This window comes from Microtetraspora sp. NBRC 16547 (genome assembly GCF_030268965.1).
In the GTDB taxonomy this organism is placed as follows: Bacteria; Actinomycetota; Actinomycetes; order Streptosporangiales; family Streptosporangiaceae; genus Microtetraspora.
Genome location: NZ_BSSE01000002.1, coordinates 401,494 through 426,508, shown reverse-complemented (window position 1 = coordinate 426,508; position 25,015 = coordinate 401,494). Strand labels below are relative to the sequence as shown.

Genomic DNA, 25,015 nt, shown 5'->3' with positions numbered 1-25,015 from the left:
ACCCTCACATCCGGAAGACGCCGTAGCCCGCGGGCTCGGCGGCCGGCGCGTTCCCGATCGCGGACAGGCACAGGCCGAGGACGGTGCGCGTGTCCCTGGGGTCGATCACCCCGTCGTCGTACAGCCTCCCGGAGAGGAAGAACGGAAGCGACTCGGCCTCGATCTGGGCCTCGACCATCTGCCGCATGGCGGCGTCCGCCCCCTCGTCGTAGACCTGGCCCCTGGCCTCCGCGGCGGCTCGCCCGACGATGGACAGCACGCCCGCGAGCTGCGCCGGCCCCATCACGGCCGACTTGGCGCTCGGCCAGGAGAACAGGAACCGGGGGTCGTACGCCCGGCCGCACATGCCGTAGTTGCCCGCGCCGTAGGAGGCGCCCATGACGATCGTGATGTGCGGGACCGTCGAGTTGGACACCGCGTTGATCATCATCGCGCCGTGCTTGATGATGCCGTCCTGCTCGTACTCCCGGCCCACCATGTAGCCCGTCGTGTTCTGCAGGAAGACCAGCGGCGTGCGCGACTGGTCGGCGAGCTGGATGAACTGCGCCGCCTTGCGCGACTCCTCGCCGAACAGCACGCCGCGGGCGTTGGCCAGGATGCCGATCGGGTGGCCGTGCAGGGCGGCCCACCCGGTGAACAGGCTCGGCCCGTACAGCGGTTTGAACTCGTCGAAGTCGCTGCCGTCGACGACCCGCGCGATGACCTCGCGCGGGTCGAACGGGATCTTCAGGTCCTCCGGGACGATCCCCAGCAGCTCGTCCTCGTCGTAGCGGGGCGGCGGCGCGGCGGCGGCCGGAGCGGGCCCCTCCTTGCGCCAGTTGAGCCTCCTGACGATCCGGCGGCCGATCCGGAGGGCGTCGTGCTCGTCGGCGGCGAGGTAGTCGGCCAGCCCGGAGACGCGGGCGTGCATGTCGGCGCCGCCGAGTGACTCGTCGTCGGCCTCCTCGCCGGTCGCCATCTTGACCAGGGGAGGCCCGCCGAGGAACACCTTCGCCCGGTCCTTCACCATGACGACGTAGTCGCTCATGCCGGGCACGTATGCCCCTCCGGCGGTCGAGTTGCCGAAGACCAGCGCGATCGTCGGGACGCCCGCGGCCGACAGGCGGGTCAGGTCGCGGAACACCTGCCCGCCGGGGATGAAGATCTCCTTCTGCGCGGGCAGGTCCGCGCCGCCCGACTCGACGAGGTTGACGAGCGGGAGCCGGTTGCGCAGGGCGATGTCGGCGGCGCGGAGAGACTTGCGCAGCGTCCACGGGTTGGACGCGCCGCCGCGCACCGTCGGGTCGCTCGCGTTGATCACGCACTCGACGCCCTCGATCACCCCGATGCCGGTGACCACGCTGGCGCCCACGGGGTAGTCGGTGCCCCAGGCCGCCAGCGGGGAGAGTTCGAGGAACGGGGAGTCGGGGTCGATCAGCAGCTCGACCCGCTCGCGGGCGAGCAGCTTGCCGCGCGCCCGGTGCCGGTCGACGTACTTCGCGCCGCCGCCGCCCACGGCCTTGGCGTGCTCGGCCGACAGCTCCGCGAGCTTGGCGAGCATGGCGTCACGGCGCGCGCCGAACTCCTGGCTGGAGGTGTCCAGCCGGCTCGTGAAGATCGTCATGGAGCCACCGAACCATGTTCTGCCATGGAGGAGATCCTGCTCGGAAAGCGTCGCACACGTCAACGCCGGTCAGCCGCAGTGCTCCCAGCCGCTGGTCCACGTGGCCGCGCCGTACCCGCCTCCCCAGCTCACGCAGGTGGCCTTCGCGGAGAGCCTGAGCGGCCCCGCGTACGTCGTGTACGAGCCCCAGTCGCTGGCGGAGGCGCCGTTCTTGACCTTCAGGACCGCGCCCATCTTGATCTTCCCGGGGACCACGTACTTCGACATCGTGATCACGCAGTTCTTGCCCGTGGACGCGTTGTAGAGCAGATAGGTCGTCGCTTTGCCGCCCCACGAGTGCGAGGCCACGACACCGAAGCCCGCCCCGCAGACGCCCGTCGCGGTGTACGGGTTCGGCTTCGGGGGCGGCGCGGCGGTCTTGGTCGGCGCGGGGGCCTGGGTGGCGCTCTTGGTGGGCGCGGGCGCGGCCGTCTTGGTGGCGGCGGGCGACGAGGCGGACTCCGATTCCGGCGGGATCACCACGGCGCTCGGCGTCGGGTTCGACGGCGGGCTCAGTGACGCCGACGGCGCCGGCGTCGCGGTGCGGCCGCCCACCGGGCTTCGCGCCGGGTCGGGCAGCCCGGTGGGCAGCGCGGTACGGCGGTGCGTGGGCTGGGCCGTGAGAGAGCCGGACGGAGAGGTTGCGGGGGAGGTCGTGGGGGAGGAGGGCGGCGCCGTGCGCGGCCTGGCCGGAGGGGGGATGACCTGATGGGCGGGGCCGGCCGGCGTGGAGCCGCTCGCCTGAGCCGCGGGCGTTCCCGGCTGCTCGCTCGACATGTTCTCGGTGGTCCGGTTGGTCACCACGGTCGCTCCGACGATCGCCGCCACCGCGACCGCGCCTCCCACACCCGCCAGGATCGGCAGGCTCGGCCGCCGCCGTCCCGCCTTGCGCGCGGGGCGGCTCGGCGCCGATGCAGGTCCAGGTGCCGGTGCCGGTGCCGCCTGACGGGGCGAGGCGGCGGACGGCGGCGCGGCCGGTCCGGCCTGTGTGGTCGCGGCGGTGGGCCCGGCCTGTACGGGCGCGGCGGTCGGGCGGCCGGTGAGCGCGGCGACCACGTCGTCCGCGGAGGGACGGAGCGCCGGGTTCTTCGACAGGCAGGCGGCGACGAGGTCGTGCAGGGGCGGGCCGAGCGTGCTGAGATCGGGCTCGATGTTCAGGATGCGGGTGATCACGGAGGGGATCGAGTCGGCGCCGAACGCGGGCGTTCCGGTCGCCGCGAACACCATGGTCACGCCCCACGCGAAGACGTCGGCGGCCCCGGTCGCCTCACCGCCCGAGAGCAGCTCGGGCGCGAGGTAGGACGGGGTTCCCATGGTGGCGCCGGTCGCGGTCGCCTGCGGCGAGTCCAGCGCCCGCGCCACGCCGAAGTCGATCACGACCGGCCCCTCGGGGCCCATCAGGACGTTGGCGGGCTTGAAGTCGCGGTGCGTGATCCCCGCCCGGTGGATGGCGGCCAGGGCGGTCGCCGTGCTGATGGCCAGGCGTTCGAGCGCGGCGCCCCTGCGCGGCCCCTCCCTGTCCACCAGTTGCCGGAGCGACGGCCCGGGAACGTACTCGCTGACGATGTAGGGCTGGTTCCCCACGAGATCGGCGTACAGGACGGGCGCCGTGCAGAAACGGGCCACCCGCTGGGCCAGCGCGACCTCACGGAGGAACCGGTGCCGAGCCTCCTGGTCCGCCGCGAAGCGGGTGTGCAGCAGCTTGACCGCGACCTGCTCGCCCGCCGGGCCACGGCCGAGGTAGACGATCCCCTGGCCGCCCTCGCCCAGCCGGTCGACGAGCTCGTACGGGCCCAGCCTCGACGGATCGCCTTCCCCCAGCGCCATCTTGACCCCGTTTTCCAGAACTAGCGTGACAAGAGAGGAAAACGCTACCAGTGAATCAAGGAGTGACGTTTAAATAGCCTTGCCGGGATTGAGGATATTCAGCGGGTCGAACACCTGCTTGATCCCGTGCTGGATCTCGGTCACCAGCGGGCCGGACTCCAGGGCGAGCCAGCGGCGCTTGAGCAGGCCCACGCCGTGCTCGCCGGTGAGCGTCCCGCCCAGCGCGAGAGCCTCGCGGAACACCTCGTCAGCCGCCGCCCACACCGCGGGCGGGGGCTCCTCCAGCCCGCGTTCGAAGATGAACACCGGGTGCAGGTTGCCGTCCCCGGCGTGCGCCACCGTCGCGATCATCACGTCGTGCCTGGCCGCGGCGGCCTCCACCGCGGTGATCATGTCGGGCAGCACCGACCTCGGCACGCAGACGTCCTCGACCAGGCACTGCCCGAGGCGCTCCTTGGCCTGGTAGGCGAGGCGTCGTACCCCGACCAGTTCCGCCGCCTCCTCCGGTGAGCCGGACAACGCGGTGAAGGACGCGCCGTTCGCGTCGCACAGCTCGGCCATCCGGGCGGCGGCCTCCTGGCTGTCGGAGGCGTCGGACTGCGCGATCAGCATCGCCTTCGTGCCCGCTTCGAGGCCGATGTTCTTCCAGTCGTCGATCGCCTTGAGGGTCGTGCGGTCCATCAGTTCGAGCAGCGACGGCTGGCACCCGGCCGCGATGATCGCCGAGACGGCCGCCGCCGCGTCCCGCAGCGAGGTGAACTCCGCAGCGACCGTCGCCACCTCGGCCGGGGCCCGCCGCAGCCGCACGGTCGCCTTCGTGATCACGCCGAGCGTGCCCTCGGAGCCGACGAACAGTCCGGTCAGGTCGTAGCCGGTGACGCCCTTCACGGTCCGGCGGCCCGTGTTGAGGACGCGCCCGTCGGCGAGCACGACCTCCAGGCCGAGCGCCGAGTCGCGGGTCACGCCGTACTTCACGCAGCGCAGCCCGCCCGCGTTGGTGGCCAGGTTGCCGCCGATCGTCGAGATCTCGTACGACGACGGGTCGGGCGCGTACATCAGGCCGTGCTCCCGGGCCGCGTGGTCTAGGTCGGCGGTGATCACACCGGGCTCGACGACCGCGATCTCGTCGTCGGGCGACAGTTCGAGGATCGACGTCATCCGGTGCAGCGACAGGATGACGCTCCCGTCCACCGCCGTCGCCGCGCCGGCGAGGCCGGAGCCCGCCCCGCGCGGCACCACCGGCACCCGGTGCTCGGTGGCCCACCGCATCGTGGTGACCACGTCGTCCCGCGTCTGGGCGAGGACCACGCCCAGCGCCTTGCCGGGCCGCAGGAAGGTCCGGTCCCTGGCGTAGGACTCCGTGACATCGGGATCGGTCAGCACCCGCCCCTCGGGCAATGCGGCGATGAGCTCTCTCACAAAAGGGACTTTACGGCCCACCACGCCCTCCTGGCGAAAAGGGCCGCAGGTGGGGACCCCGGAGGCGGCCCGCGGCGTGGTCGGACGTGATCAAAACGGTGTCCGCGCAGGTCGGGCGGCGAATCGGTCCCAGAGAGATCACGGTTTGAGAAAGTTCGATCTCGCCTCTTTACGATTCCTTTACTTCCTTCTTATCGTCCGCTTGCGGATCTAGGGCGGCTTCGCCGCGGGATCCAGGGGCCAGGCGCGTGATCATCCCGGCGCGCCTCGTGATGCGCCCGGCGACCCCGGGCGGGGAAGGGATCTTGTTGTCCAGGAGACTCAGGCGTCTTGTCGCGGTCGTGCCCGCCCTCGGGCTGGCGGCGGCGGGACTGGCCACCGCGGGTGCGGCCACGGCCACCCCCCAGGCGAACTACCAGCCTTCGGCGAGCGACCACTACATCAACTACGAGTCGCCGCGTGTGCAGAGCGACGTCACCGAAACGCCGGAACAGGTCCTCACGAAGGGGGCCCAGCGCACCGCCGCGCTCGCGAAGGAGATCGACCACAAGTTCGCCAGCGGCAACCCCGTCGCCGCGCGCGAGCTCGCCAAGAACGAGAAGCGTGCGATCAGGACCGGTCAGAACCCCTTCGACTTCATCTACAAGAAGTCGAAGACCACCAAGACCGCCAAGCTGCTCACGCTGCTCGTCGAGTTCAACGACCAGGCGAACGACGACTTCTCCGGCTGGTCGCACCCCAAGACGATCGACAACGTCGACGACTGCGTGACCGAGCCGCCCGGCACCAAGCTGAACGGCCCGCTGCACAACACCATCCCCAACCCGGCCAACGCGGCGGGGGGTGGCAAGGACAACAACTCGATGTGGGTGTCGGACTTCAACAACGCCCACTACAACAAGATGCTCTACTCCTCGGAGGGCATCACCACCCGCGTCCGCCCCGACCTGACCGACCCCAGGGACGGCAAGAAGGGCATCGACATCTCCCGCTCCACCATGAAGAACATGTACGAGGAGCTCTCGAAGGGCGCGTACACGGTCTCCGGTGAGGCGGTCGGCTGGATCAAGGTCCCGCACTCCGAGGCGTGGTACGGCGCCGGCAAGTGCGGCGCCACCATGCAGGACATGAGCGGCCACCCGGACAACCCGCGCGGCGCGGCGCAGCTCGCGATCGACGCGGTGAACGCCCTCGCCGCGCAGAACCCGAACTTCCCGTGGGCCGACTACGACAGGGAAGACGTCTCCGACGCGAACGGCAACGGCGACTACGACGAGCCGGACGGCGTGATCGACCACCTGGTCCTGATCCACGCCGGTGAGGACAAGTCCGGCGGCGGCGGCGCCGAGGGCACCTTCGCCCTGTGGGCGCACTCCAGCGACGTGACCGGCGGCTACACGATCCCCGGCACCAATGTGAGGATCTCCAACTACATCCTCCAGCCGGAGGACTCCGGGGTGGGCGTGTTCGCCCACGAGTACGGCCACGACCTCGGCCTGCCGGACCTCTACGACGCCACCGGCGGCGGCGACTCCGACGTGGATTTCTGGGACCTCATGGCCAGCGGCTCCCACTCCGGGCCGATCTTCCAGTCGCTGCCGACGCACATGGGCCTGTGGGACAAGTGGGTGCTCGGCTGGGCCAACCCCAAGAACCTCAACCCCGGTGACGGCACCAAGGTGCTGACCGTCGGCCAGTCGTCGCGCACGCCCAAGGGCACCGAGGACGGCGTGCGGATCAACCTGCCGGACAAGCACGTCGTCATGACCACCCCGCACAGCGGCTCCAAGGTCTGGTGGTCCAACAGCGACCAGAACTGGGGCGACTCCAAGCTGACCAGGACGCTCGACGTCCCGGCCGGCGCCGACGAGAAGTTCTGGTGGTGGAGCGACTACAGCATCGAGGAGAACTGGGACTTCGGGTTCTTCGAGGTCTCCGCCGACGGCGGCGCCACCTGGACCGAGCAGAAGGTCTACAAGGAGGACGGCACCCTCGCCAGCACCGACGACGGCTACGCCGACCCCAATGGCCGCCTGCGCGACTACGGCAACAAGAAGTACGGCATCACCGGTGAGACCGACGGCTGGGCCCACCTCTACGCCGACCTGACGCCGTTCGCCGGCAAGACCGTCCAAGTCCGCCTGCGGTACGCCACGGACGCGGCGTCCGTCAACACCGGCTGGTTCCTCGACGACTTCTCGCTCACCGACGGCGGCACGTCCGTCTGGAGCGACGACGTCGAGAACGGCGCGGGCGGCTGGACCGCCACGACCGGCACCTTCACCAACACCGCCGGAGCCGGCTGGGTGATGCACGCCGGCGAGATGCAGTCCGCGCAGTACTACCTGGCGGAGTGGCGTAACTTCGACGGCTTCGACAAGGGCCTCGAGTACACCTACGACACGACCTGGAACCGCGACGGCGCCTGGAAGGTCGAGAAGGTCAAGTACAACGCGCCCGGCCTGCTGGTCTGGTACCGCGACACCTCACGCGCCGCGAACAACGTCGCGGACAGCAACTTCGACCTGCCCTCGGTGGGACCGAAGGGCCAGCTCCTCCTCGTCGACTCGCACTTCGAACCGCTGCGCCGTACGGGCGAGGCGGCGACCAAGGACCCGTCGACGCTGAAGAACCTCCCGTCCCGCCCGCAGTCCTCCAACGCGGCGTTCAACTTCGTCGGCACCTACCCGTTCAAGGAGTGCATCGAGGGCGAGCCGTTCACCGCGTACTGCACGTCGTTCCCCAAGCAGGCCGCGGTGCAGGAGTTCACCGACGCCAAGGGCTGGTACCCCGGCTTCGAGATCCGCGACGGCCGCCTGTTCTACCGGCACCGTGACGGCTCCACGGTCGTCCCGTCCAAGGACAACCAGCAGTACACCACCCGGATCGTCCACCCCGACGGCACCCCGGCGACCGAGCTGTACGGCACGGACATCGGCGGCGCCATCCTCGGCACCGGCAACCCCGGCGACGAGAACAAGCAGCTCGGCGTGAAGATCAGGCTGCTCACGCCGATGCCGCTCAACCTCGGAGCGGTCGTCCAGTTCACGGTGCCCAAGAAGTAGTCCAAGAAGTAGTCACATCCCGTGATCCCGGGGTGTAGTGGCCCCACAAGGGCGTAACGCGACGGTCAGGGCCCGGCGGCGAAATCAGCCGCCGGGCCCGCCTACGATGTGATCATGCGGAGCAAAGCCGACCACACGGAGGCGATCCACGCACGCCGACGTGCCGCCGTCGTCGTGAACACGCGATCACGGCGGGGACGGCGGCACTACCCCGAAGTCCTGCGGCTCCTCCGAGCCGGCCGGTTCGAGCTGGTCGGCGTCCACCAGGTCACCGACCCGACCCGGCTCAGGGACACCATCGAACGGGCCCTCGATCCCGCCCCCGACCTGCTCATCGTGGGCGGCGGCGACGGCACCCTCAGCAGCTCCATCAACCACATCGCGCACCGCGACGTCGCCCTGGGCGTCCTGCCGCTCGGCACCACCAACAACTTCGCGCGCAGCCTCGGCCTGCCGCTCGACCTCGCCGGCGCCGTACGGGTCCTCACCGAGGGCAAGGTCGCCGACATCGACCTCGGCCTCTGCGGGGACCGCCCCTTCGCCAACCTGGCCAGCTTCGGCGTGTCCGTCGAGGTCGCCGGCACCGTGCGGCCGTGGGTCAAGCGGCTCCTCGGCCGCGCCGCCTACCCGCTGACCGCGATCCGGCTGCTTCCCCGCCACCAGCCGTTCCGGGCGTACATCACCGTGGACGGCAGGCGGCACGAGGTGCTCACCCACCAGCTCAACATCGCCAACGGCCGGTTCCACGGCGGATGGCAGATCGCCAGGGACATCAGCATCGACAACCGGACACTGGTCGCCTACCAGCTCGGCTCGGGCAAGCGGCTCAGACTGCTCGCCGAGACCCTGGTGCGGGCCACGACCGGTCGCTGGCAGAGCCTCGCGGGCGGTCCGTTCGTCTCCGGGACCGAGATGCTGCTGGAGACCGACCCCCCGATGGCCGCCGACATCGACGGCGAGGTCCGGCTGCGCACCCCGCTCGTGCTCAAGACCATCCCGAACGGCGTACGCGTTATGGTCCCGCCGGGCTTCGTCGACACCTGATCCCGGTGGGGTCCGGAGTCAGCCGCCGTCCTCCTCCGCGAGCGTCCGGTAGGCCGGCCGGAGCAGGTCCAGGATCGGGATGTGCCGCGCCTTGACCGCGGGCGGTTCCAGGGCGCGCAGCAGCAGGTCGGGCGGAGTCGAGGGCAGGCCGCTCCGGTCCCGCAGCCGGGCCGGTGAGACGGCCGGCTCGTAGAACGCGTCCATCCGGTCGGCGAACGGCGGATCGGTCACGTCGAGGAGCGACGCGGGCCCGCTCTTGGGCCCCTCGGGTCCCTCGGGCCTCTCGTGCCCGGATGGCCCCGTGGACGGCACCGTGGACGACTCCGCCGGTCCCGCCGCGCGCAGCGCGTCGAGGAGGGCGTCCTTGGCCATGCCGCGCCAGGCGAGCACCAGGAACGGATCGTCGTCGAACGACTCGGCCAGCACGTACAGCACCGCGGACAGGTGCTTGCACGGGAAGCCCCAGTCGGGGCACGAGCAGGCCATGTCCAGCCCGCGCTCGCCGGGGAAGAGCGGCAGCCCCGCCTCCCCGAAGACCTCCTCGATCTCCGGAGGCATCTCCCCGGCCAGCAGCTTGGCGCGGTAGAGCGCCCGCGCCGCCAGCCTGCCGGTGAGGGCCCGCCACTGCTCCGAGTCGTACGCCGTGATCCCGATCGTGACGTCGTACGGCTCGGGCCTCGACCCCTGGACCCGCGCCGTTACCAGCCCCGGGGCGATGTCGACGTGCATGACCTGCCCCGATCGCGCGTACGCGCGACCTCGGCTGAGCCTGCCCTTGTCACAGACACGCTCCAGCACGTCGATGAACCGGCGGGACCACCACCGCTCGCCGATCGAGCCGCGGCGGCTGCGCACGTGGATGCCGCCCTCCACCCGGATCGGCCGGGCCGGCTCGAAGAACCAGCCCTTCGCGTCGCGCTCGCTCATGGTCCTTCCTCCCGCGTCGCACGATTCCTGGCGCCTCCTGGTCTGGCCGGCCCCGTCACGACACGGCCTCCGGTCCCAGGCGGAACAGCTCGCGCAGCCGCTCGGTGGACAGGCCGGTGATCCAGTCCTCGCCGGTGCCGACGACGCTCTCGGCGAGCGCCGTCTTGCGTTCGATCATCTCGTCGATCCGCTCCTCCAGGGTGCCCACGCAGATGAACTTCCTGACCTGGACGTTCCTGGTCTGCCCGATGCGGAACGCCCGGTCGGTCGCCTGGTTCTCCACCGCAGGGTTCCACCACCGGTCCACGTGGATCACGTGGTTGGCCGCCGTCAGGTTGAGGCCCGTGCCCGCGGCCTTGAGTGACAGCAGGAACAGCATCGGCTCGTCGTCGGTCTGGAAGCGTTCGACCAGCGCGTCCCGCTGCTTCTTCGGCAGCCCGCCGTGGAGCCACAGCACCGGCCGATCGAGGTGCGCCGACAGGTACGGCTGGAGCAACGTCCCGAACTCGGCGTACTGCGTGAACACGAGGGCCTTGTCCCCCTCGGCGACGATCTCCTCGGCCAGCTCCTCCAGCCGGGCCAGCTTCCCCGACCTGCCGGGCAGCCGGGAGCCGTCCTTGAGGAGGTGCGCCGGATGGTTGCAGACCTGCTTGAGCTTCGTCATCGTGGCCAGCACGTTGCCGCGCCGTTCGATGCCCTCGCTGTCCTCGATGCGCGCCATCATGTCCTCGACGACCGCCTGGTACAGCGTGGCCTGCTCAGGCGTGAGGTTGCACCAGACCTTCATCTCCATCTTGTCCGGGAGATCGGAGATGATCGTCTTGTCGGTCTTGAGGCGACGGAGCAGGAACGGGCCGGTCGCCCGCTTGAGCGCCGCGGTCGCCACCTCGTCGCCGTGCCGTTCGATCGGCTCCTGGTAACGCCCCCGGAACTCCTTCGCCGGGCCGAGCAGGCCGGGATTGCAGAACTCCATGATCGACCAGAGCTCGGCCAGGTGGTTCTCCACCGGCGTGCCCGTCAGCGCCAGCCTGGTCCGTGCGGGCAGGGCCCGTACGGCCTGCGCCTGCCTGGCCGCGCTGTTCTTGATGGCCTGCGCCTCGTCGCAGACCACCCGCGCCCAGTCGAACCGGGCGAGGACCTCCCTGTCCCGCAGGGCCGTGCCGTACGTGGTGAGGACCACGTCCGCCTCACCCACCCGCTCGGCCAGTTCGTCGTCCCGCGCCCGGCCGGCGCCGTGATGGAGGTAGACGTCCAGCGACGGGGCGAACCTGGCGGCCTCCTTCTGCCAGTTGCTGAGCAGGGACATCGGGCACACCAGCAACGTCGGCCCAGGCCGTTCTCGTCGCTCGTCCCGTTCGCCCTGTTCGCGCTCGTTCAGAAGAAGTGAAAGCGTTTGGGCGGTGTTGTGGCACAGGATGCCCCCGGCCACGAAGTTGTGATGCTCCGCCACTTCGAAGTCGTACACGTACCCGTCGTGCTCGATCTCCTCTACCGAGACGACCCGGGCGTAGAAGACCTCGCGTTCGGCGCGCTTGGAGAGCTCGTCGCGGATGGCGTTCAGAGCGTCGCGGTCCAGCGCGCGGTAGGAGGCGCTGACACTTTCCGTCCGCTGGGTGACCGGCCGCGTCAGATGGTCGCGCTCCGCCGCGCCGGAGAGCATGCGGTCCATGGCGGTCACCGCCAGGGCGGCCGTTTCCCGGGAAAGCTCCTGGGTGCCGGTGAAATATGCGGTGCCGATGCCGAAATGGCGCATCGGAAGGCCGGTGGAGGCGCGCGCGAACGCCGGCAGATCACTGCCGGGTACACCCTCGACATTGGAATCGGTGGACTTCGTGCAGAGAGCCTCCAGCTTGGCCTGTTTCGCCGGGTCGGAGAAGCCGATGAGCTCGTGGAACAGACGGAGCCCGGCACCGCCGATCAAACCGCTCTGGTAAGGCCGGCTGATTCCGGAGCCGTTGGTGGCCGCCGTCATCTTCTCCGTCGTACGCAGCCAGATGCCGAAACGGCGCAGCATGGCGGACAGCTGGCACATGAGCCAGCGCGAGGCGGACGCTATCTCGATCATGCGCACGCCCGGGAGGACACTGCCTTCGGCGGTGAAGAACTCTCTGAGGAAGAGCCGGAGGGTCTCGTCATCGGCGGCCATGATGAAGTCCGGGATCCTTTTCCCGGCCGAGAGGTGGCCCCATTCGTAACCGTGGCAGGCGAGGAAGGCCGCGTAGTCGATGCTGCGCATGCGCAGCTCGTGGATGTTCCGGGAAGCCCGTACGGTGGGGTGGTCCATGACCAGGCCGAAGCGGGAACCGACCCGGGCGATCCGCTCGCTGAGCATGTCCAGGACGGAGCGGTCCTTCTGAGAGATGCGCAGGTCCCCCCTGCGGCTTTCGTTTCCCTCACTGATCTGCCAGGCCAGAAGGACGGTTAGGTCGGGATCGACCGGCGATCCCTGCCAGCGGAGGAAGCGGGGGACGCAGATCCGATCTCCGGGCCGGATCTCCCGGGTCCAGCCGTTGACGCCGAGCAGACGGTGCCGAGCGGTGATCGTGACCTCGTTGCCGTCGTCCAGCCGGACCCGCCGGAGCCGTTCCCGCACGTGCTGCCGGAACAGGCGGGTGAAAGGGGCCTCCACGATCCGGCCTTCGGCGTCGATGGAGCTGGTGGAGAGCGGTGAGGTCGGGGTCGCCCATTCTCCGCCGTCACCGGCGACGGTGTCTCCGGCGTGGTCACGCCAAATGTCGGCGGCGGTGGCCAGGACGCCGTTGACAAAGACCGGCGAATCGGGCATCAGGCACTTACCGAGTCCCATATCGTCTGCGAGGATTCCGCCGAGCCCGATCCGGGACATGAAGGCCAGCCAGGACAGGCCGCGCTCCTGGTACGGCCGCAGCACGCCCTGGAAGCCCTCCGGAGTCGCGACCGGCTCCAGCCGGCGGTCGGCCTCGCCGGAGAGCAGATCCCCGAGCAGGCCGTCGGCGTCCACCTCGACCAGTGGCAGCTCCTCGTCGCCGCCGTGCACGACCTCCTGGATCAGCTCGCCGACCGTCATCTCGCCCGCCCGGCGCCGCGCGACCGCCTTCAGCGCGGCCCCGAGCTGCCGGTCGTCCAGCTCGACCCAGCGTCCCCTGACCCGCACCAGCGGCACCTTGAGCCTGGCCAGCTCGGCCAGCTCCTCCTCGCTGATCGTCTCGTCGCCGATCGCCAGGTCCGCGCGGAAATCCACGAGCTGGTGCAGACCGAACCCCTGGTCGGCCGCCGCGCCCGGTCCGGCCTTCTGCTGTGAGCGGGCGGTGATCTTTAGCCCCAGGCGGGTACGGCCCGCCCACGCGGGCAGCTGCACCCCGAACCCGGCGGCCTGCAGCAACGGCGCGGCATGGCGGAGGAAGCCGAACGCTCCCGCCGTGTCGAGGGCCAGCGCCGAGGGCCGGGCCTCGCGCAACGCCTCCTCGACCTTCGGATACAGGCGCACGGCCCGCCCGAGACCAGCGAGCAGCGTCTCGTCCGGCCGGTTCGGGAAGCCCGGCGCGCTCTCGCCCGCCCAGATCAGCTCCGCCGGCAGGTAGAGGCTCGGATCGTCGGCGGCCTGCAGGGCCAACTCCACCAGCCAGGTATCGCTTTCCGGCGAATCTCGCCCGTCGCGTTCCGGCCTGTTCTCACCGGGCTCACCGGGCTCACCGGGCTCACCGGGCTCGCCGGGCTCACCGGGCTCACCGGGCTCCTCGGGCTCCTCGGCTTCCGAGACGGACGGTTCGGGTTGGGGCGGTTCAGTCAGCCGGAAGCACACCCGGACGGGACCGTCGAACTGGTGCGCCGAGTCGAACCATTCCCGGAGCGGCTGGGCCAGCTTCTCGGCTTCGGCCTGCTTCACGCCCGGAAGCGCCGCCTCTCCCGTGAGGGCCACCGTCCAGCGGTCGGCGAGAGGACTGCGCAACCCCGGCCGGTGCCCGCCGAGCAGCCGCTCGGGGAGCGCCTGCCGTACGGCGGCGTCGGCCAGGGACGCGAGGGTGTCGAGCAGCACGGGCGTCGACCGCCGCTCCTCTTCCACGGCCCGGCAGACCGGCGGCATCGCGGCGGCGAGCTCCCGGAACCGGGCGGCATAGGAGCCGGTCAGCACCGGACGCCATCGGGCCGCGTAGCCGCCGTCCTCGGCGACGAGCTGGGGCAGCACCCGCCCACGGCGGACCAGGTCACGCGCGTAGGCGGCGACCACGGCGAGATAGCGCAGCGACGGTCCCGGAACCGCCGCCCGGGGGTCGCCGTCCGGAAACTCGCCCGGTTCGTACGCTTCCGCAGGGAGGTGGGCCATCTCGTCGACGCAGGTGAGCAGATCCAGAGCCGCGTCGGGCGCGACCGCCAGCGCGGGAACCCGCCACGCACTGATCCTCGGCTGTCGCGCGGTGATGTCGAGGCCCGCTTCGGGCGAGGGCAGGGGACTCCGCCCCGAACTGGGCAGGAGCAGGACGAGTTCCCCCGCCTCGGCCTTGCCTGCTGACGTCTCGGCGACGTCTCCCCAGAACGAGAGGTCGTGGGCGATCGCGGCGGCCGGAGCCGCGTACGGATGCGGGCGGACCTTCGCCCGTGAAATGCCGGCTTTCTCGCCGGTCGCCGTGCCGTCGGAGGTGTCCTCTGCCCAGAGCCTGAGGCGGTCCCCGGCCCAGGCACCGTGGATCACGAGCACGTGCCGTACCCCCTTCTCGCCTCCTGTGCCGGGACACAGTAGCAGCGGCCGCGCACTGCTTTGATCAGCCCGCGATCCCGTGTACTCACCGGGACGCCAGTGGCCGATGGCGCTGCGGTGAACGTCTGACCTGGCCAGACGAGGACACGTGGACCGCTGCGCTGGGCCTAGTCGGCGCGGCCGGTAACGGCAACGGTCACTCCGAGCCCGATCATGGCCATGCCGCCGATGCCGCCCACGAGCGACATTCTCCGCGGGGACCCTCACCATCGAAGACAGCCCCCGCAGCGCACGGTTCGTGCTGCGCGTGCCCGGCCGGGTCGTGCCTGGCGTAGATCACGCGCACCGGCCGGGAGGGAGGTGAGGATGCGGCTCTCGTCGCCTTCGGTCTCGTGTCGAGCTCCTTCAAGCCGTCTCTAGACGAGAGACTCGCTTCCGCCGGCTCATCCTGATTCGCTCTCGGGATAGCGGAAGCGGCCCCGCCGGTGATGGAACACACCGGCGGGGCGATCTCGTGTTGGTCTGTGGCTGCCGCTCGGACTGCGGAGCCGAGCAAGTCGGCTGAGTGGGCTGGGTTGCCGAAGCCGGGGTAGCACGGAAGCATGGCCTTGCGAAGGCATCCTGCAGCCCGCAGCCGGTCATGGCGCGAGGCTCGTGGCCTGGTGGCCGTTCCGCTCGCACTGATCGTCGTGATCACCGCCGTCAACCTGGCCACACCCAGTCACCTGCACCTCGGACCGCTCCTGGTGGCCGCACCGGCGCTCGCCGCGGTGGCCCTGGAGCGGAGGCTGACTGCGTTGACCGGCGTACTGGCCCTGGCCGGCCAGGTGGCCATCGGCGTTATTCTCAGGGACCTCCCCTCGATGGACCGCATAGCGCAGATGGCCTCCGTGGTGCTGGTCTCCGTCTTCTCGGTGTTCCTTTCCGCTCTGCGCGAGCGGCAGGTGAGGGAGCTGACGCAGGTGCGCCAGGTTTCCGAGATCGCCCAGAGCCTGGTCCTACGCCCGCTACCCCCACGGATCGGACCACTGCGTGTGGCCGCGGTGTACCTGGCGGCGGAGACCGAGATGCAGATCGGGGGTGACCTGTACGCGGCGGCCCGGACCGCCTCCGGCACCCGGCTGATCGTCGGCGACGTCCGCGGCAAGGGCCTCACCGCCGTGGGCGACGCCGCGCTGTTGCTGGGCGCCTTCCGAGCGGCCGCGTATCAGCAAGTCGGCCTGGCGGAACTCACCGCCTACCTGGACGCGGGCGTTTGCTGGAACCTGACCGAGTCCGGTGAGCACGAGCAGGCGGAGGAATGCTTCATCACCGCGGTACTGATCGATATTCCCGACGACACGCCCACGATCCAGATGGTCCACTGTGGCCACCCTCCACCGCTCCTGCTGCGGCGCAAGCAGATCACCGCACTCCGCGCCCGCCAGCCGGGCCCCCCTCTCGGCATGCAACTGGGAGTACCCCGCCACCGGGTCGACACCTTCGATTTCAAGGTCGGCGACCTTCTCCTGCTGTGCACCGACGGAGTCATCGAAGCTCGCAACTCTCAGGGCGACTTCTACCCACTCGCCGAGCGCGTCACCGCCTGGACCGGGAAACGCCCGCAAGTCCTCCTTGATCGGCTCCGCACCGATCTACTCGCATACGTCGGCGGATATCTTGGCGACGACGCCGCCATGATCGCCATCGAACGCTCAAGTCCCGTCTCAAATCCGCAGACAACACCCAGAGATCGTTCTCGTTGAGGCACTGGGCTTGTTCCATCTTGAAATCCCAGGTGGAGGGCCTTGTGTGAGTTCGGTTGGGGGTGCTCTTCCTGGCAGGAGGCCGTAATCATGGCGGAAGATCATCCGTCAGCGGGTGACCTCGTGGGTGGTCAGCACGAGCAGGGCGCGCAGCAGCTTGGTGGCCTGGGCGGCGTTCAGGCGGAGCTTGGTGAGAATGCGCCAGCCCTTCAAGTCGGCGAAGCCGTGCTCGATGGGTGCGCGTTCGACGCTGATCAGCCGGTTGACCTGCTTCTGTGCGGGGGTGAGGGGCTTGTTGCGGGCGGCTTTCCTGCCAGTGATGATCGCGGGCTGGTCGGGGTCGTCGTCCAGGCCGACGAAGCCGAGGTCGGCTGGTCACACGCCGCCAAGCCCCGCCGGGGGCACCCCCGCGAGGCACGAGACAGTGTCAGAGGACCCTGGCCAGGGATCGTCCAGGCGAATCGTTCAGGCGATCGCGGTGAAGGCGCCGGTCGCGGTGCGGCGTAGCCAGCCCCGCTCCTCCAGCCGCTTGAGCTTGGCCCGCGCCCCTTCCACCTGCCCCGGCTCGGTGCCCAGCCCGGCCCGCTCGCAGGCCTGCTTGCATAGCAGTGGCCCATCGGCGGCCCGGACGATTGCCAGCAGCGCCTGGTAGTCGGCGGGCAACGCGTGTACCCCGCCTACCTCATGCCGATACGGGATCAACCGGCCCCCGGGCAGCAACACGGTGGCCCGCTCGCGGGTCAGCGCCACCGAGTAGACGGGCTCGACCTCGTCGGCGGACACCTCGACCCACCGGCTCCACCGGTAGCGGTGGCGCCGTCGGCACCAGTCCAGAGCCTGCCACTGTCACTACCGATGGCAGTATGCCTACAACCGTGAAGATCACGATCTCGGTTGAGAATGCCAGCGCTTGGTTGTGCAACGTTCCCGGCGCCGTACGTAAGCTGTCGCTGCGCTGCGGCGGGTGGTTGTTCCGGCGCGCCGTGATAGTTGCATCCTGGTGATGCCGCTGTCGCGGCCATCGCGGGCGCGGTGGTTGCTGGCACGGTCTCACGCGCGCCTCCACAACCACCCACCTCCGCTCCGTTCCCCGACGCCCTCGCCTCGGCTCCGCGCTCCTCCATATCGGGCGGCTTTACCGCCGTTCTCGCCTGCGGCCATTTCTGCCAGGGCCATCCGGTCACCCCGCCGTCTGCGGTCACGCCCATGGTCGGCGGTGTACTGGTCGCGAACTCCGGCGCGGACCGTCTCCGGCACCCCGCTGCCTCGCACGCGCAGGATGCTGCGTCCAATAGTTATTGGCGCACGGAAAATGTGATTCCAGGTGAATTCTTTCCGGACCTTTATCGAGGTCGTCTGGGAGGCGTTTTGTCGGTGGGGGTTGTTAGCGTTCGGGTGTGATTATCGAACGGCAGCCGATACCCGCCGGCCTGGAGTTGATGGCCCCCGGCGTGGAGCTGGCCGCCGTGCTGGATGGGATCGATATCGCCAGGCTGGACGGCTTCGACGCCGTGATCGTGATGCAGGCATATGCCCGCCTCGAAGCGCACGTGCAAGCCCGGAAAGCCACCGTGATGGCCGAGGTCGGCCTGTATGAGATTTCCGTCTCCGGCATGGAGAAAATGGCGGAGCCGGACAAGAACTCGCCCGATGAGGTTAGGTCGGCGTTGGGGCTCACCCGCCGGGCTGCCGAGCGGGAATACGGTTTCGCCTACGACCTGAAAGTCCGCCTGCCGCGGGTGCGGGACGCTCTGTCGGCGGGTTTGATCGACAAGGCGCGGGCGGTGGTGTTCTGCGACTGGCTGGAAGACGTTCCCGTCGAGCTCGCCCGCGCTGTCGCCGATCATCTGCTGCCTAAGGCGGGTAAGTGGACGACGAGTGAGCTGCGGGAGAAGATCAAGAAGTTGTTGATCGCCGCGGATCCGGCCTGGGCGCGCCGTAAGTATGAGCGGGCTGTTCACCAGCGGCGGGTGATCGGGGTGCGGCATGCCGATGGTTCGGCGAGTATCACTGGCGAGCAGTTGCCGGTGGATCAGGCGGCCGCTGCGATCGCGCGGGTGGATGCGATCGCGGTGCGGGCGAAGAAGAGTGGTTTGCACGCCCCGATTGATCATGTGCGGGCGGATGTGTTTCTCGGCTTGCTGGAGGGGAGCATGTCGGGCCTGGATGACGACGCGATCATCGCTGTCCTGTTCGCCAACGCCGCCTGCAAGGCGGCCGGTGAGGAGGACGACTACGATGACCAGCTCTCCGACGCCCCTTTCGACGACCCTGACCCCCAGGGCGCGGACCCCGACCCCTGCGGCTGGGACGGCCCCGGCCCCCAAGGCGGGGACCCCGACCCCCAAAGCTGGGACGACCCCGACTCCCGCGGCGGGGACGACCCCGACCACACCGGCGACGACTTCGACGGCGACGACGACGGTGGCCGTGGTGACAGCGATGACGGCTGTGGCGATAGCCACGGGGGCGACCCCGATGACGGTGACGGCGGCGGCGGTGGCCCTGGCGGTTGTGGCGATGGCCGCGCGGATGCCCCCAATGATGGCGACGACGGCGATGACGGCTGTGGCGATAGCCACGCGGACGCCCCCGATGACGGCGACGGCGACAGCGGCCATGGTGGGAGTGGCGACGGCGACGGTAGCGAGGACGACGGCGGCCGGGACGGTAGCGAGGACGATGGCGATGGAGTCAGCGGCCATGGTGGCCACAGCCGTAGCCGTAGCCGTGGTGACGGTGGTGCTGGGAGTGCTCAGGGCAGCTGCGTGAAGTCGAGCGCGGGCGGGGTGGAGCCGGTGGGGTTCGCGGCGGGTGAGCTGCGGGTTCGGGTGTCCACGCTCATGTACTTGGACGACCTGCCCTCAGAGCTTGCCGGGTGGGGGCCGATTCACGCTCATCTGGCCCGCAGGCTTGCCAAACGACAGATCGGTGGCGAGTGGCGGTTCGCCATCTGTGATGAGGACGGGCACCTCCTCTACGCCGGGATCACTCGCCGCCGTCCCGCGGGGTGGCCCCGCCGCCCGGCCCCTCCAATACCGTCACCTCCCGCATCCCGCCCGGCGGCCGGTCGCGAACGGGACTCCGGCCCCGTGGGTGGCCTTGGTTCCCCGGCGGCGCTTGGTCCGGTTTCGGCAGCGCCGTACGCGTCCGATTCCTGTGAGGTGCCCGGCCCCGGCCGCGTGCCTGGCATCTCATCCACGCTCTGTTCCGGGGCTGATACCGCTTCCGCAGACGTCGGCGGGACAAGGGCGAAGCCTGCTCACGAGTCGGACCAGGAGCCAGAAGGGGATCCCCGCGCGAGGGCTGTGTCGGTCCGCCGTCGTGGGATCGTCGAGTTGCAGTTCCCGCTGTCGCTGCTGCGGGCGCTGTACGCCGACATCTACGCCCAGGGTGGCTGGGCCGGTGTGATCGCTGACGTCATGCGCCAATACGACCAGGCCGTCGAACAGAGCTCTTCGACCGACGATGACGGCCACGGGCACAGTGCGGGTGACGATTCGGCGGGTGACGGTTCGGTAGGTGATGGTTCGGCAGGTGACGGTGCTATTGGTGGCGCTTCTGCGGGGGACGAAGCTGCGGGGGACGGCGCTGCGGCAGGCGGGCCTGTACGGAGGCGTGCTGTGGAGAACGACGCTGCCCGAGGGTCTGTGGTCGGCTGTGGGGCGGCTGGTGGGGATGAGCGGCGGCGGTTCCCCACAGCGGGACTACGGCGGCGGATCGAGATCCGGGACAGGGTGTGCTCCCATCCCGGCTGTCGTGCTCCGGCCACCCGGTCGGAGCTGGATCACACCCGCCAGTACGCGCATGGCGGTCTCACCACCGAGGACAACCTGGCTGCCGCGTGCGCGCATGACCATGACCTGCGCGACAACGGCTGGCGGGTCATCCAGACCGCGCCAGGGCATGTGACGTGGATCAGCCGGACCGGCCACCGCTATCCGGTCCAGCCGTCGCCGATCATCGAATCCCTGCCGGAGCCCTTCGCCCCCGGAGGCTGGGCCATGCCCGGTCGGTCGGGAACGGGCGGGGAAAGGCGGGCTCGCGGCTGTCGGGTATGGCGCGGGCAGCATGACCGATCCCGCCAACGACGAACTCCCGTTCCTGCCGACCTGGACTTACGAACCCGCATGGTGGGAAGAACCCATCCCCGCACCGAGCCCGGCGCAAGAGACCGGACCCGAGACCACGTCCTGCCCGCCGCCCGACCCGGCCGACGACATCCCGCCCTTCTGACCCGGATCTTCCACACGCCATCCCGTTTCAGCGGAAGCGGCAGCGTGCGGGCCGATACGCGCCCGTTCATGGCGGCGGGGCTTCGTGACGACGGCGTATCGGGCGACGGCGAGTTGGGGGCGGCGGGGAGCGGAGCGGAGGTGGGTGGTTGCGGAGGCGCGCGTAGGACCGTGCCAGCAACCACCGCGCCCGCGATGGCCGCGACAGCGGCATCACCGGGACGCAACTATCACGGCGCGCCGGAGCAGCCACCCACCGCAGTGCAGCGGCTCACAGTCATGGCGCCGGAGCGGCCACCCGCCGCAGTGCAGCGGCTCACAGTCATGGCGCCGGAGCGGCCACCCACCGCAGTGCAGCGGCTCACAGTCATGGCGCCGGAGCGGCCACCCACCGCAGTGCAGCGGAATGCCCTGTTGCACGCCGCTCGCCGTCCCCCGGTCCCCGCGCCGGTGAGGCACCCGCGCAGGCTGGGACTTTTGCCTGCGGGCCCCGTACGGCGCCCGCGGGCGGTGGGTGAAAGTTTCACCTTTTCGGTGAGATGTCGTGGCATGTCCGGGCGGTGGTTTGGACTCGTCCCCCCGGGTAGGCGCATACGCGTTCCCGACATGGGAGGCAGCCATGGTTCACACCAGGGAAGCCCGGGAAACCAAGGAAACCCGGTCCACCGGCGAGCTGGTCCGGCAGATGTCGGAGCAGGTGTCCCGGCTCGTCCGGGACGAACTGCGGCTCGCCAGGATCGAACTCACGGAGAAGGGCAGGCGCGCCGGGCTCGGCGCCGGACTCGTCGGCGGAGCCGGGGCGATCGCGCTGCTCGGCGGGGGAGCGCTCACCGCCGCGGCGATCCTGGCGCTGGCGCTCGTGCTGCCCGGCTGGGCGGCCGCGCTCATCATCGGCGGCGCCCTGCTCTTCCTGGCCATGGTGCTCGGTGTGGTGGGCAAGCAGCAGGTGACCGCCGCCGCGCCGACAGCTCGCCGGACGATGCAGAGCGTCAAGACCGACATCGGCGTGCTGCGGGAAGGCGTGCGCAGATGAGCGAGACCGACCCGGAGACGAACCGCCACAGCGCCGGAGAGGTGGGGGTGCACAGCCAGCTCGTCGAGGGCGGCCCGGTCAGCGAGGCCGGCGACACCCTGAACGAGTCGTTGCAGCGCGTCGTCGTCGTGTGGCGGCCGGCCGAGATCGAGGAGGCGTCGGTGCGCGCAGCCATCGAGCGCGACCGAGAGGAGCTCGCCCGCACGGTGGGCGCCCTCGCGGACCGGCTGGCCGTCGGGCGTCGTGCCAGGGAGAGAGCCCGCCGGATGGCGGGGAGGGTGCCGCAGATCGTGGCCGTCGCCGCCGCGTGTCTGGTGGCGACCGTGCTTCTCCGCCGACTGATGGGGCGAGACCGCCGTCGGTGGAGCGGGACCGGCGACTGACGGAGCGAGACCGGCGGCGTTCGTCCTGATCCGGTCCCGACCGGGCGCCTTCGCGGTGGTCCTCCGGTGGGACGATGTCCGGAGGATCACGAGAAGGAGCGCGCGTGGACGAATGCGTGTTCTGCGCCATCGTGGCGGGCCGCATACCGGCCGCGACGGTGCTGTCGGACGAGGTGGCCGTGGGCTTCCTCGACGCCCGGCCGGTGTTCAAGGGGCATGTTCTCGTCGTGCCGCGGACCCATGTCGAGACCCTGTCCGACCTGCCCGCCGCGGATGTCGGGCCGTACTTCCAGCGCGTACGGGAGGTGTCCCGGGCGGTCGAGGAGGGGCTCGGCGCGGCAGGGACCTTCGTCGCGCTGAACAACCGGGTCAGCCAGAGCGTCCCCCACCTGCACACCCACGTCGTGCCGCGCAACCGCAAGGACGGGCTGCGCGGCTTCTTCTGGCCCCGGGTGAAGTACGCCGACGACGGCGAGGTCAGAGAGTACGCGGAGCGGATCCAGGCCGCAGTCGAGAAATCTACAACGTAAAGGACACGGCGTGGAACCCGTTGTGGCGGTCCTGGTGGTGGCGGGGCTCATCGGCGTGCCCTCGATCGTCCTGTGGCGCGTGCTGCGCGGCCGGCGCGAGCTGGGCAGCAGCCCGGCGGAGCGCGCGACGTTCGAGACCCTGCACACGGCGTCGCTCGCCGCGCCGCCCCTACGCGCGGGGCTCACCCAGGCCGGCGCGCTCAAGGCGTCGCGCCATCTGCGCGAGCTCCTCGGCTCACCGGCGATCGCCATCACGAACGGCGAGGAGCTGCTCGTCTACGACGGCGTGGGCGACCACCACGCCAAGGAGGCGTTCGGGCACGCCGCCAGGACGCTGCAGGACGGCAGGACCCAGGTGCTCGCGCTGGACTGCGGATTGCTGGAGTGCCCGATCAGGCACGCCGTGGTCGTGCCCCTCACCACCGAGGACCGGGTGGTCGGCACGCTCGCCGCGTACGGCGACCACGCCTCGGCGGGGCTGGTCCGGGCCGCGCAGGAGGTGGCCCGCTGGGTGGACTCCCAGCTTGAGCTGGCCGAGCTCGACCGCTCCCGCACGATGCTCATGGAGGCCGAGGTCCGGGCGCTGCGCGCGCAGATCTCTCCGCACTTCATCTACAACTCGCTGACCACGATCGCGTCGTTCGTCCGTACCGACCCGGAGCGGGCCAGGGAGCTGCTGCTGGAGTTCGCCGACTTCACCCGCTACTCGTTCCGGCGGCACGGCGACTTCACCACCCTCGCCGAGGAGCTGCACTCCATCGAGCGCTACCTCACCCTCGAACGGGCCAGGTTCGGCGACCAGCTCCAGGTCACGCTGCGCATCGCGCCCGAGGTGCTCGCCGTCGCCGTGCCGTTCCTCTGCCTCCAGCCGCTGGTCGAGAACGCCGTACGGCACGGCCTGGAGAGCAAGCCGGGGGCGGGCCGGATCTCGATCCTCGCCGAGGACGCGGGAGCGGAGTGCGGCATCAGCGTCGAGGACGACGGCATCGGCATGGACCCGGAGCGGCTGCGCCGCATCCTGTCCGGTGAGGACCGGGCCACCGGCGTCGGCCTGGCCAATGTGGACGAGCGCCTCCGTCAGGTGTACGGCGACGAGTACGGCCTGGTGGTCGAGACCGCCAGAGGCGCCGGGACCAAGGTCAGCGTCCGCCTCCCCAAATACCACCCGGGGGTGTCGGCTTGACGGCCGTTCGCGGCCGGCCCTGAGGCCGGTGGCGTGAATCGCCGCTTGAATCGCGGTGATCCTTCCGTGGCCGGGCGTTGACTTCGGCTGTCCTGATTCATCACTCTCTATGGGATTCGGTGGTGAAGGAGGACGCCCGTGACCGGCCTGCGGGTCCTGGCGGTGGACGACGAGCAGCCCGCCCTCGAGGACGTGGCCTACCTGCTCAGGGCGGATCCGCGCATCGGCGAGGTGCTGACCGCGCGCGACGGCGCGGCGGCCCTGAAGCTGCTGGACCGGGCGATGGCTGAGGGCCGGCCCGTGGACGCGGTCTTCCTCGACATCCGGATGCGCGGGCTGGACGGCGTGGTGCTCGGCCGGCTCCTCGCCCAGTTCACCCGGCCGCCGAAGATCGTGTTCGTGACCGCCTATGAGGACCACGCGGTGGACGCGTTCGAGCTGAAGGCCGAGGACTACCTCCTCAAGCCGGTCCGGCCCGAGCGGCTGGCGGAGGCGATCAGGCGGGTGTGCGGGAGCCGTACCGCGCCGGAGATCGGGCCGCAGGCGGACACGATCCCGGTCGAGCTGGGTGGAGTGACCCGGTTCGTCACCAGCACCGAGGTCAGGTACGTCGAGGCGCGCGGCGACTACGCCCGGCTGCACACCGCGACGGGAAGCCACCTGGTGCGCATTCCTCTCGCCGCGCTGGAGGAGCGCTGGGCGTCCGCCGGATTCGTCCGCGTCCACCGCAGCTACCTGGTCGCGCTCCGGCACATCGACGAGCTGCACATCGACTCCGGCCGGTGCGTCGTGCGGATCGGCGACACGGAGATCCCCGTCAGCCGGCGGCACACCCGCGAGCTGCGCGACCTGCTGGTGCGCCGGGCGCGGAAGGCCGGGCCGCGATGACGGAGAAGCGGATCTCGGACCTGCTGCGGGTGAACCGGTCCGCCGCCGACGCCGACCGCCCGCGCCGCGTCGTCGTCACCAGCCCGCGCACGTCCGCCGCCCGCCGTCCCCGCCGTCCGCTGACCACGGAGATCGACGAGCAGACACGGCTCGGCGAGGTCTACATGGCGTCGCTGGTCCGGACGCAGTTCCGGCTCGGGCTGTTCGTCTGCACGGTGCTCGCCTGCGTGGTCGGCGGGCTGCCGCTGCTGTTCCTGCTGGTCCCGGAGCTGCGCTCGGCCGACGTGCTCGGCCTGCCGCTGCCGTGGGTGGTGCTCGCCGGTCTCATCTATCCCGCGTTCGTCGTCGGCGCCTGGCTCTACGTACGGCAGGCGGAGCGGAACGAGCGTCACTTCGCCGAGCTGATGGACCGGGAGTGA

Annotated in this window: 18 protein-coding genes and 2 pseudogenes; 11 read left to right on the top strand and 9 right to left on the bottom strand. The window is 70.4% G+C overall.

Translation table 11 applies throughout. The features are described from left to right. Positions 1 to 4: 4 nt before the first annotated feature. From QSK17_RS04600 to QSK17_RS04590, 3 genes are all read right to left on the bottom strand, one after another. Positions 5 to 1,603, bottom strand: coding sequence for an acyl-CoA carboxylase subunit beta (locus QSK17_RS04600; protein WP_285703118.1), 1,599 nt, complete (start codon positions 1,601 to 1,603; stop codon positions 5 to 7). Positions 1,604 to 1,672: 69 nt separating this feature from the next. After that, the gene (locus tag QSK17_RS04595) at positions 1,673 to 3,469 is read right to left on the bottom strand and encodes a serine/threonine-protein kinase (RefSeq protein ID WP_285703117.1); all 1,797 of its coding nucleotides are present in this window, start codon (positions 3,467 to 3,469) and stop codon (positions 1,673 to 1,675) included. Positions 3,470 to 3,538: 69 nt separating this feature from the next. Continuing rightward, positions 3,539 to 4,888, bottom strand: a complete 1,350-nt coding sequence (locus QSK17_RS04590; protein ID WP_285703116.1) for an FAD-binding oxidoreductase — start codon at positions 4,886 to 4,888, stop codon at positions 3,539 to 3,541. 248 nt (positions 4,889 to 5,136) lie between these two features. Here QSK17_RS04590 and QSK17_RS04585 point away from each other — a divergent pair, with 248 nt between their 5' ends. Both QSK17_RS04585 and QSK17_RS04580 read left to right on the top strand, forming a co-directional pair. Continuing rightward, positions 5,137 to 7,953 (top strand): immune inhibitor A domain-containing protein, encoded by a 2,817-nt coding sequence (locus QSK17_RS04585; protein ID WP_285703114.1) that lies wholly within the window; start codon positions 5,137 to 5,139, stop codon positions 7,951 to 7,953. A 114-nt stretch (positions 7,954 to 8,067) separates the two neighbouring features. After that, complete coding sequence (locus tag QSK17_RS04580) at positions 8,068 to 8,997, top strand: diacylglycerol/lipid kinase family protein (protein WP_285703113.1); 930 nt, start codon at positions 8,068 to 8,070, stop codon at positions 8,995 to 8,997. Between the two features lie 18 nt (positions 8,998 to 9,015). On the opposite strand, the gene QSK17_RS04575 is transcribed toward QSK17_RS04580, so the two are convergent. The 3 genes and pseudogenes from QSK17_RS04575 to QSK17_RS04565 form a co-directional block, all read right to left on the bottom strand. After that, a complete protein-coding gene (locus tag QSK17_RS04575) occupies positions 9,016 to 9,924 on the bottom strand; it encodes an SWIM zinc finger family protein (RefSeq protein ID WP_285703112.1) in 909 nt (302 codons plus the stop codon). A gap of 55 nt (positions 9,925 to 9,979) precedes the next feature. Beyond that, positions 9,980 to 12,709: an SNF2-related protein gene (locus tag QSK17_RS04570; RefSeq protein WP_285703255.1), complete on the bottom strand. Its 2,730-nt coding sequence runs from the start codon at positions 12,707 to 12,709 to the stop codon at positions 9,980 to 9,982. Positions 12,710 to 12,958: 249 nt separating this feature from the next. Beyond that, positions 12,959 to 13,987, bottom strand: a pseudogene (locus tag QSK17_RS04565) (SNF2 helicase-associated domain-containing protein); the annotation flags it as partial. A 1,274-nt stretch (positions 13,988 to 15,261) separates the two neighbouring features. On the opposite strand from QSK17_RS04565, the gene QSK17_RS04560 reads away from it, so the two are divergent. Beyond that, complete coding sequence (locus tag QSK17_RS04560; RefSeq protein WP_285703111.1) at positions 15,262 to 16,344, top strand: PP2C family protein-serine/threonine phosphatase; 1,083 nt, start codon at positions 15,262 to 15,264, stop codon at positions 16,342 to 16,344. A gap of 108 nt (positions 16,345 to 16,452) precedes the next feature. On the opposite strand, the gene QSK17_RS04555 is transcribed toward QSK17_RS04560, so the two are convergent. The 3 genes from QSK17_RS04555 to QSK17_RS04545 form a co-directional block, all read right to left on the bottom strand. Beyond that, a complete protein-coding gene (locus tag QSK17_RS04555; protein ID WP_285703254.1) occupies positions 16,453 to 16,665 on the bottom strand; it encodes a transposase family protein in 213 nt (70 codons plus the stop codon). A gap of 144 nt (positions 16,666 to 16,809) precedes the next feature. Next, entirely contained in the window at positions 16,810 to 17,127 is a 318-nt protein-coding gene (locus QSK17_RS04550; protein WP_285703110.1) for a hypothetical protein, read from the bottom strand. 560 nt (positions 17,128 to 17,687) lie between these two features. After that, positions 17,688 to 19,058, bottom strand: coding sequence for a hypothetical protein (locus QSK17_RS04545; RefSeq protein WP_285703109.1), 1,371 nt, complete (start codon positions 19,056 to 19,058; stop codon positions 17,688 to 17,690). A gap of 129 nt (positions 19,059 to 19,187) precedes the next feature. On the opposite strand from QSK17_RS04545, the pseudogene QSK17_RS36055 reads away from it, so the two are divergent. From QSK17_RS36055 to QSK17_RS04510, 8 genes and pseudogenes are all read left to right on the top strand, one after another. Next, a pseudogene (locus QSK17_RS36055) lies at positions 19,188 to 20,201 on the top strand (HNH endonuclease signature motif containing protein); the annotation flags it as partial. A 214-nt stretch (positions 20,202 to 20,415) separates the two neighbouring features. Then, positions 20,416 to 20,580, top strand: coding sequence for a hypothetical protein (locus QSK17_RS04540; RefSeq protein WP_285703108.1), 165 nt, complete (start codon positions 20,416 to 20,418; stop codon positions 20,578 to 20,580). 618 nt (positions 20,581 to 21,198) lie between these two features. Further along, positions 21,199 to 21,612, top strand: a complete 414-nt coding sequence (locus QSK17_RS04535) for a phage holin family protein (protein WP_285703107.1) — start codon at positions 21,199 to 21,201, stop codon at positions 21,610 to 21,612. Next, positions 21,609 to 21,995 carry a DUF3618 domain-containing protein gene (locus QSK17_RS04530; protein ID WP_285703106.1) on the top strand — a complete coding sequence of 129 codons (387 nt, stop codon included), beginning with the start codon at positions 21,609 to 21,611 and terminating at the stop codon, positions 21,993 to 21,995. Before QSK17_RS04535 ends, QSK17_RS04530 begins: the two co-directional genes overlap by 4 nt. A 104-nt stretch (positions 21,996 to 22,099) precedes the next feature. Further along, entirely contained in the window at positions 22,100 to 22,525 is a 426-nt protein-coding gene (locus QSK17_RS04525) for an HIT family protein (protein ID WP_285703105.1), read from the top strand. Positions 22,526 to 22,535: 10 nt separating this feature from the next. Continuing rightward, a complete protein-coding gene (locus QSK17_RS04520; RefSeq protein WP_285703104.1) occupies positions 22,536 to 23,708 on the top strand; it encodes a sensor histidine kinase in 1,173 nt (390 codons plus the stop codon). Between the two features lie 138 nt (positions 23,709 to 23,846). After that, the gene (locus tag QSK17_RS04515) at positions 23,847 to 24,596 is read left to right on the top strand and encodes a LytR/AlgR family response regulator transcription factor (protein WP_285703103.1); all 750 of its coding nucleotides are present in this window, start codon (positions 23,847 to 23,849) and stop codon (positions 24,594 to 24,596) included. Next, positions 24,593 to 25,015, top strand: a complete 423-nt coding sequence (locus QSK17_RS04510; RefSeq protein WP_285703102.1) for a hypothetical protein — start codon at positions 24,593 to 24,595, stop codon at positions 25,013 to 25,015. Before QSK17_RS04515 ends, QSK17_RS04510 begins: the two co-directional genes overlap by 4 nt.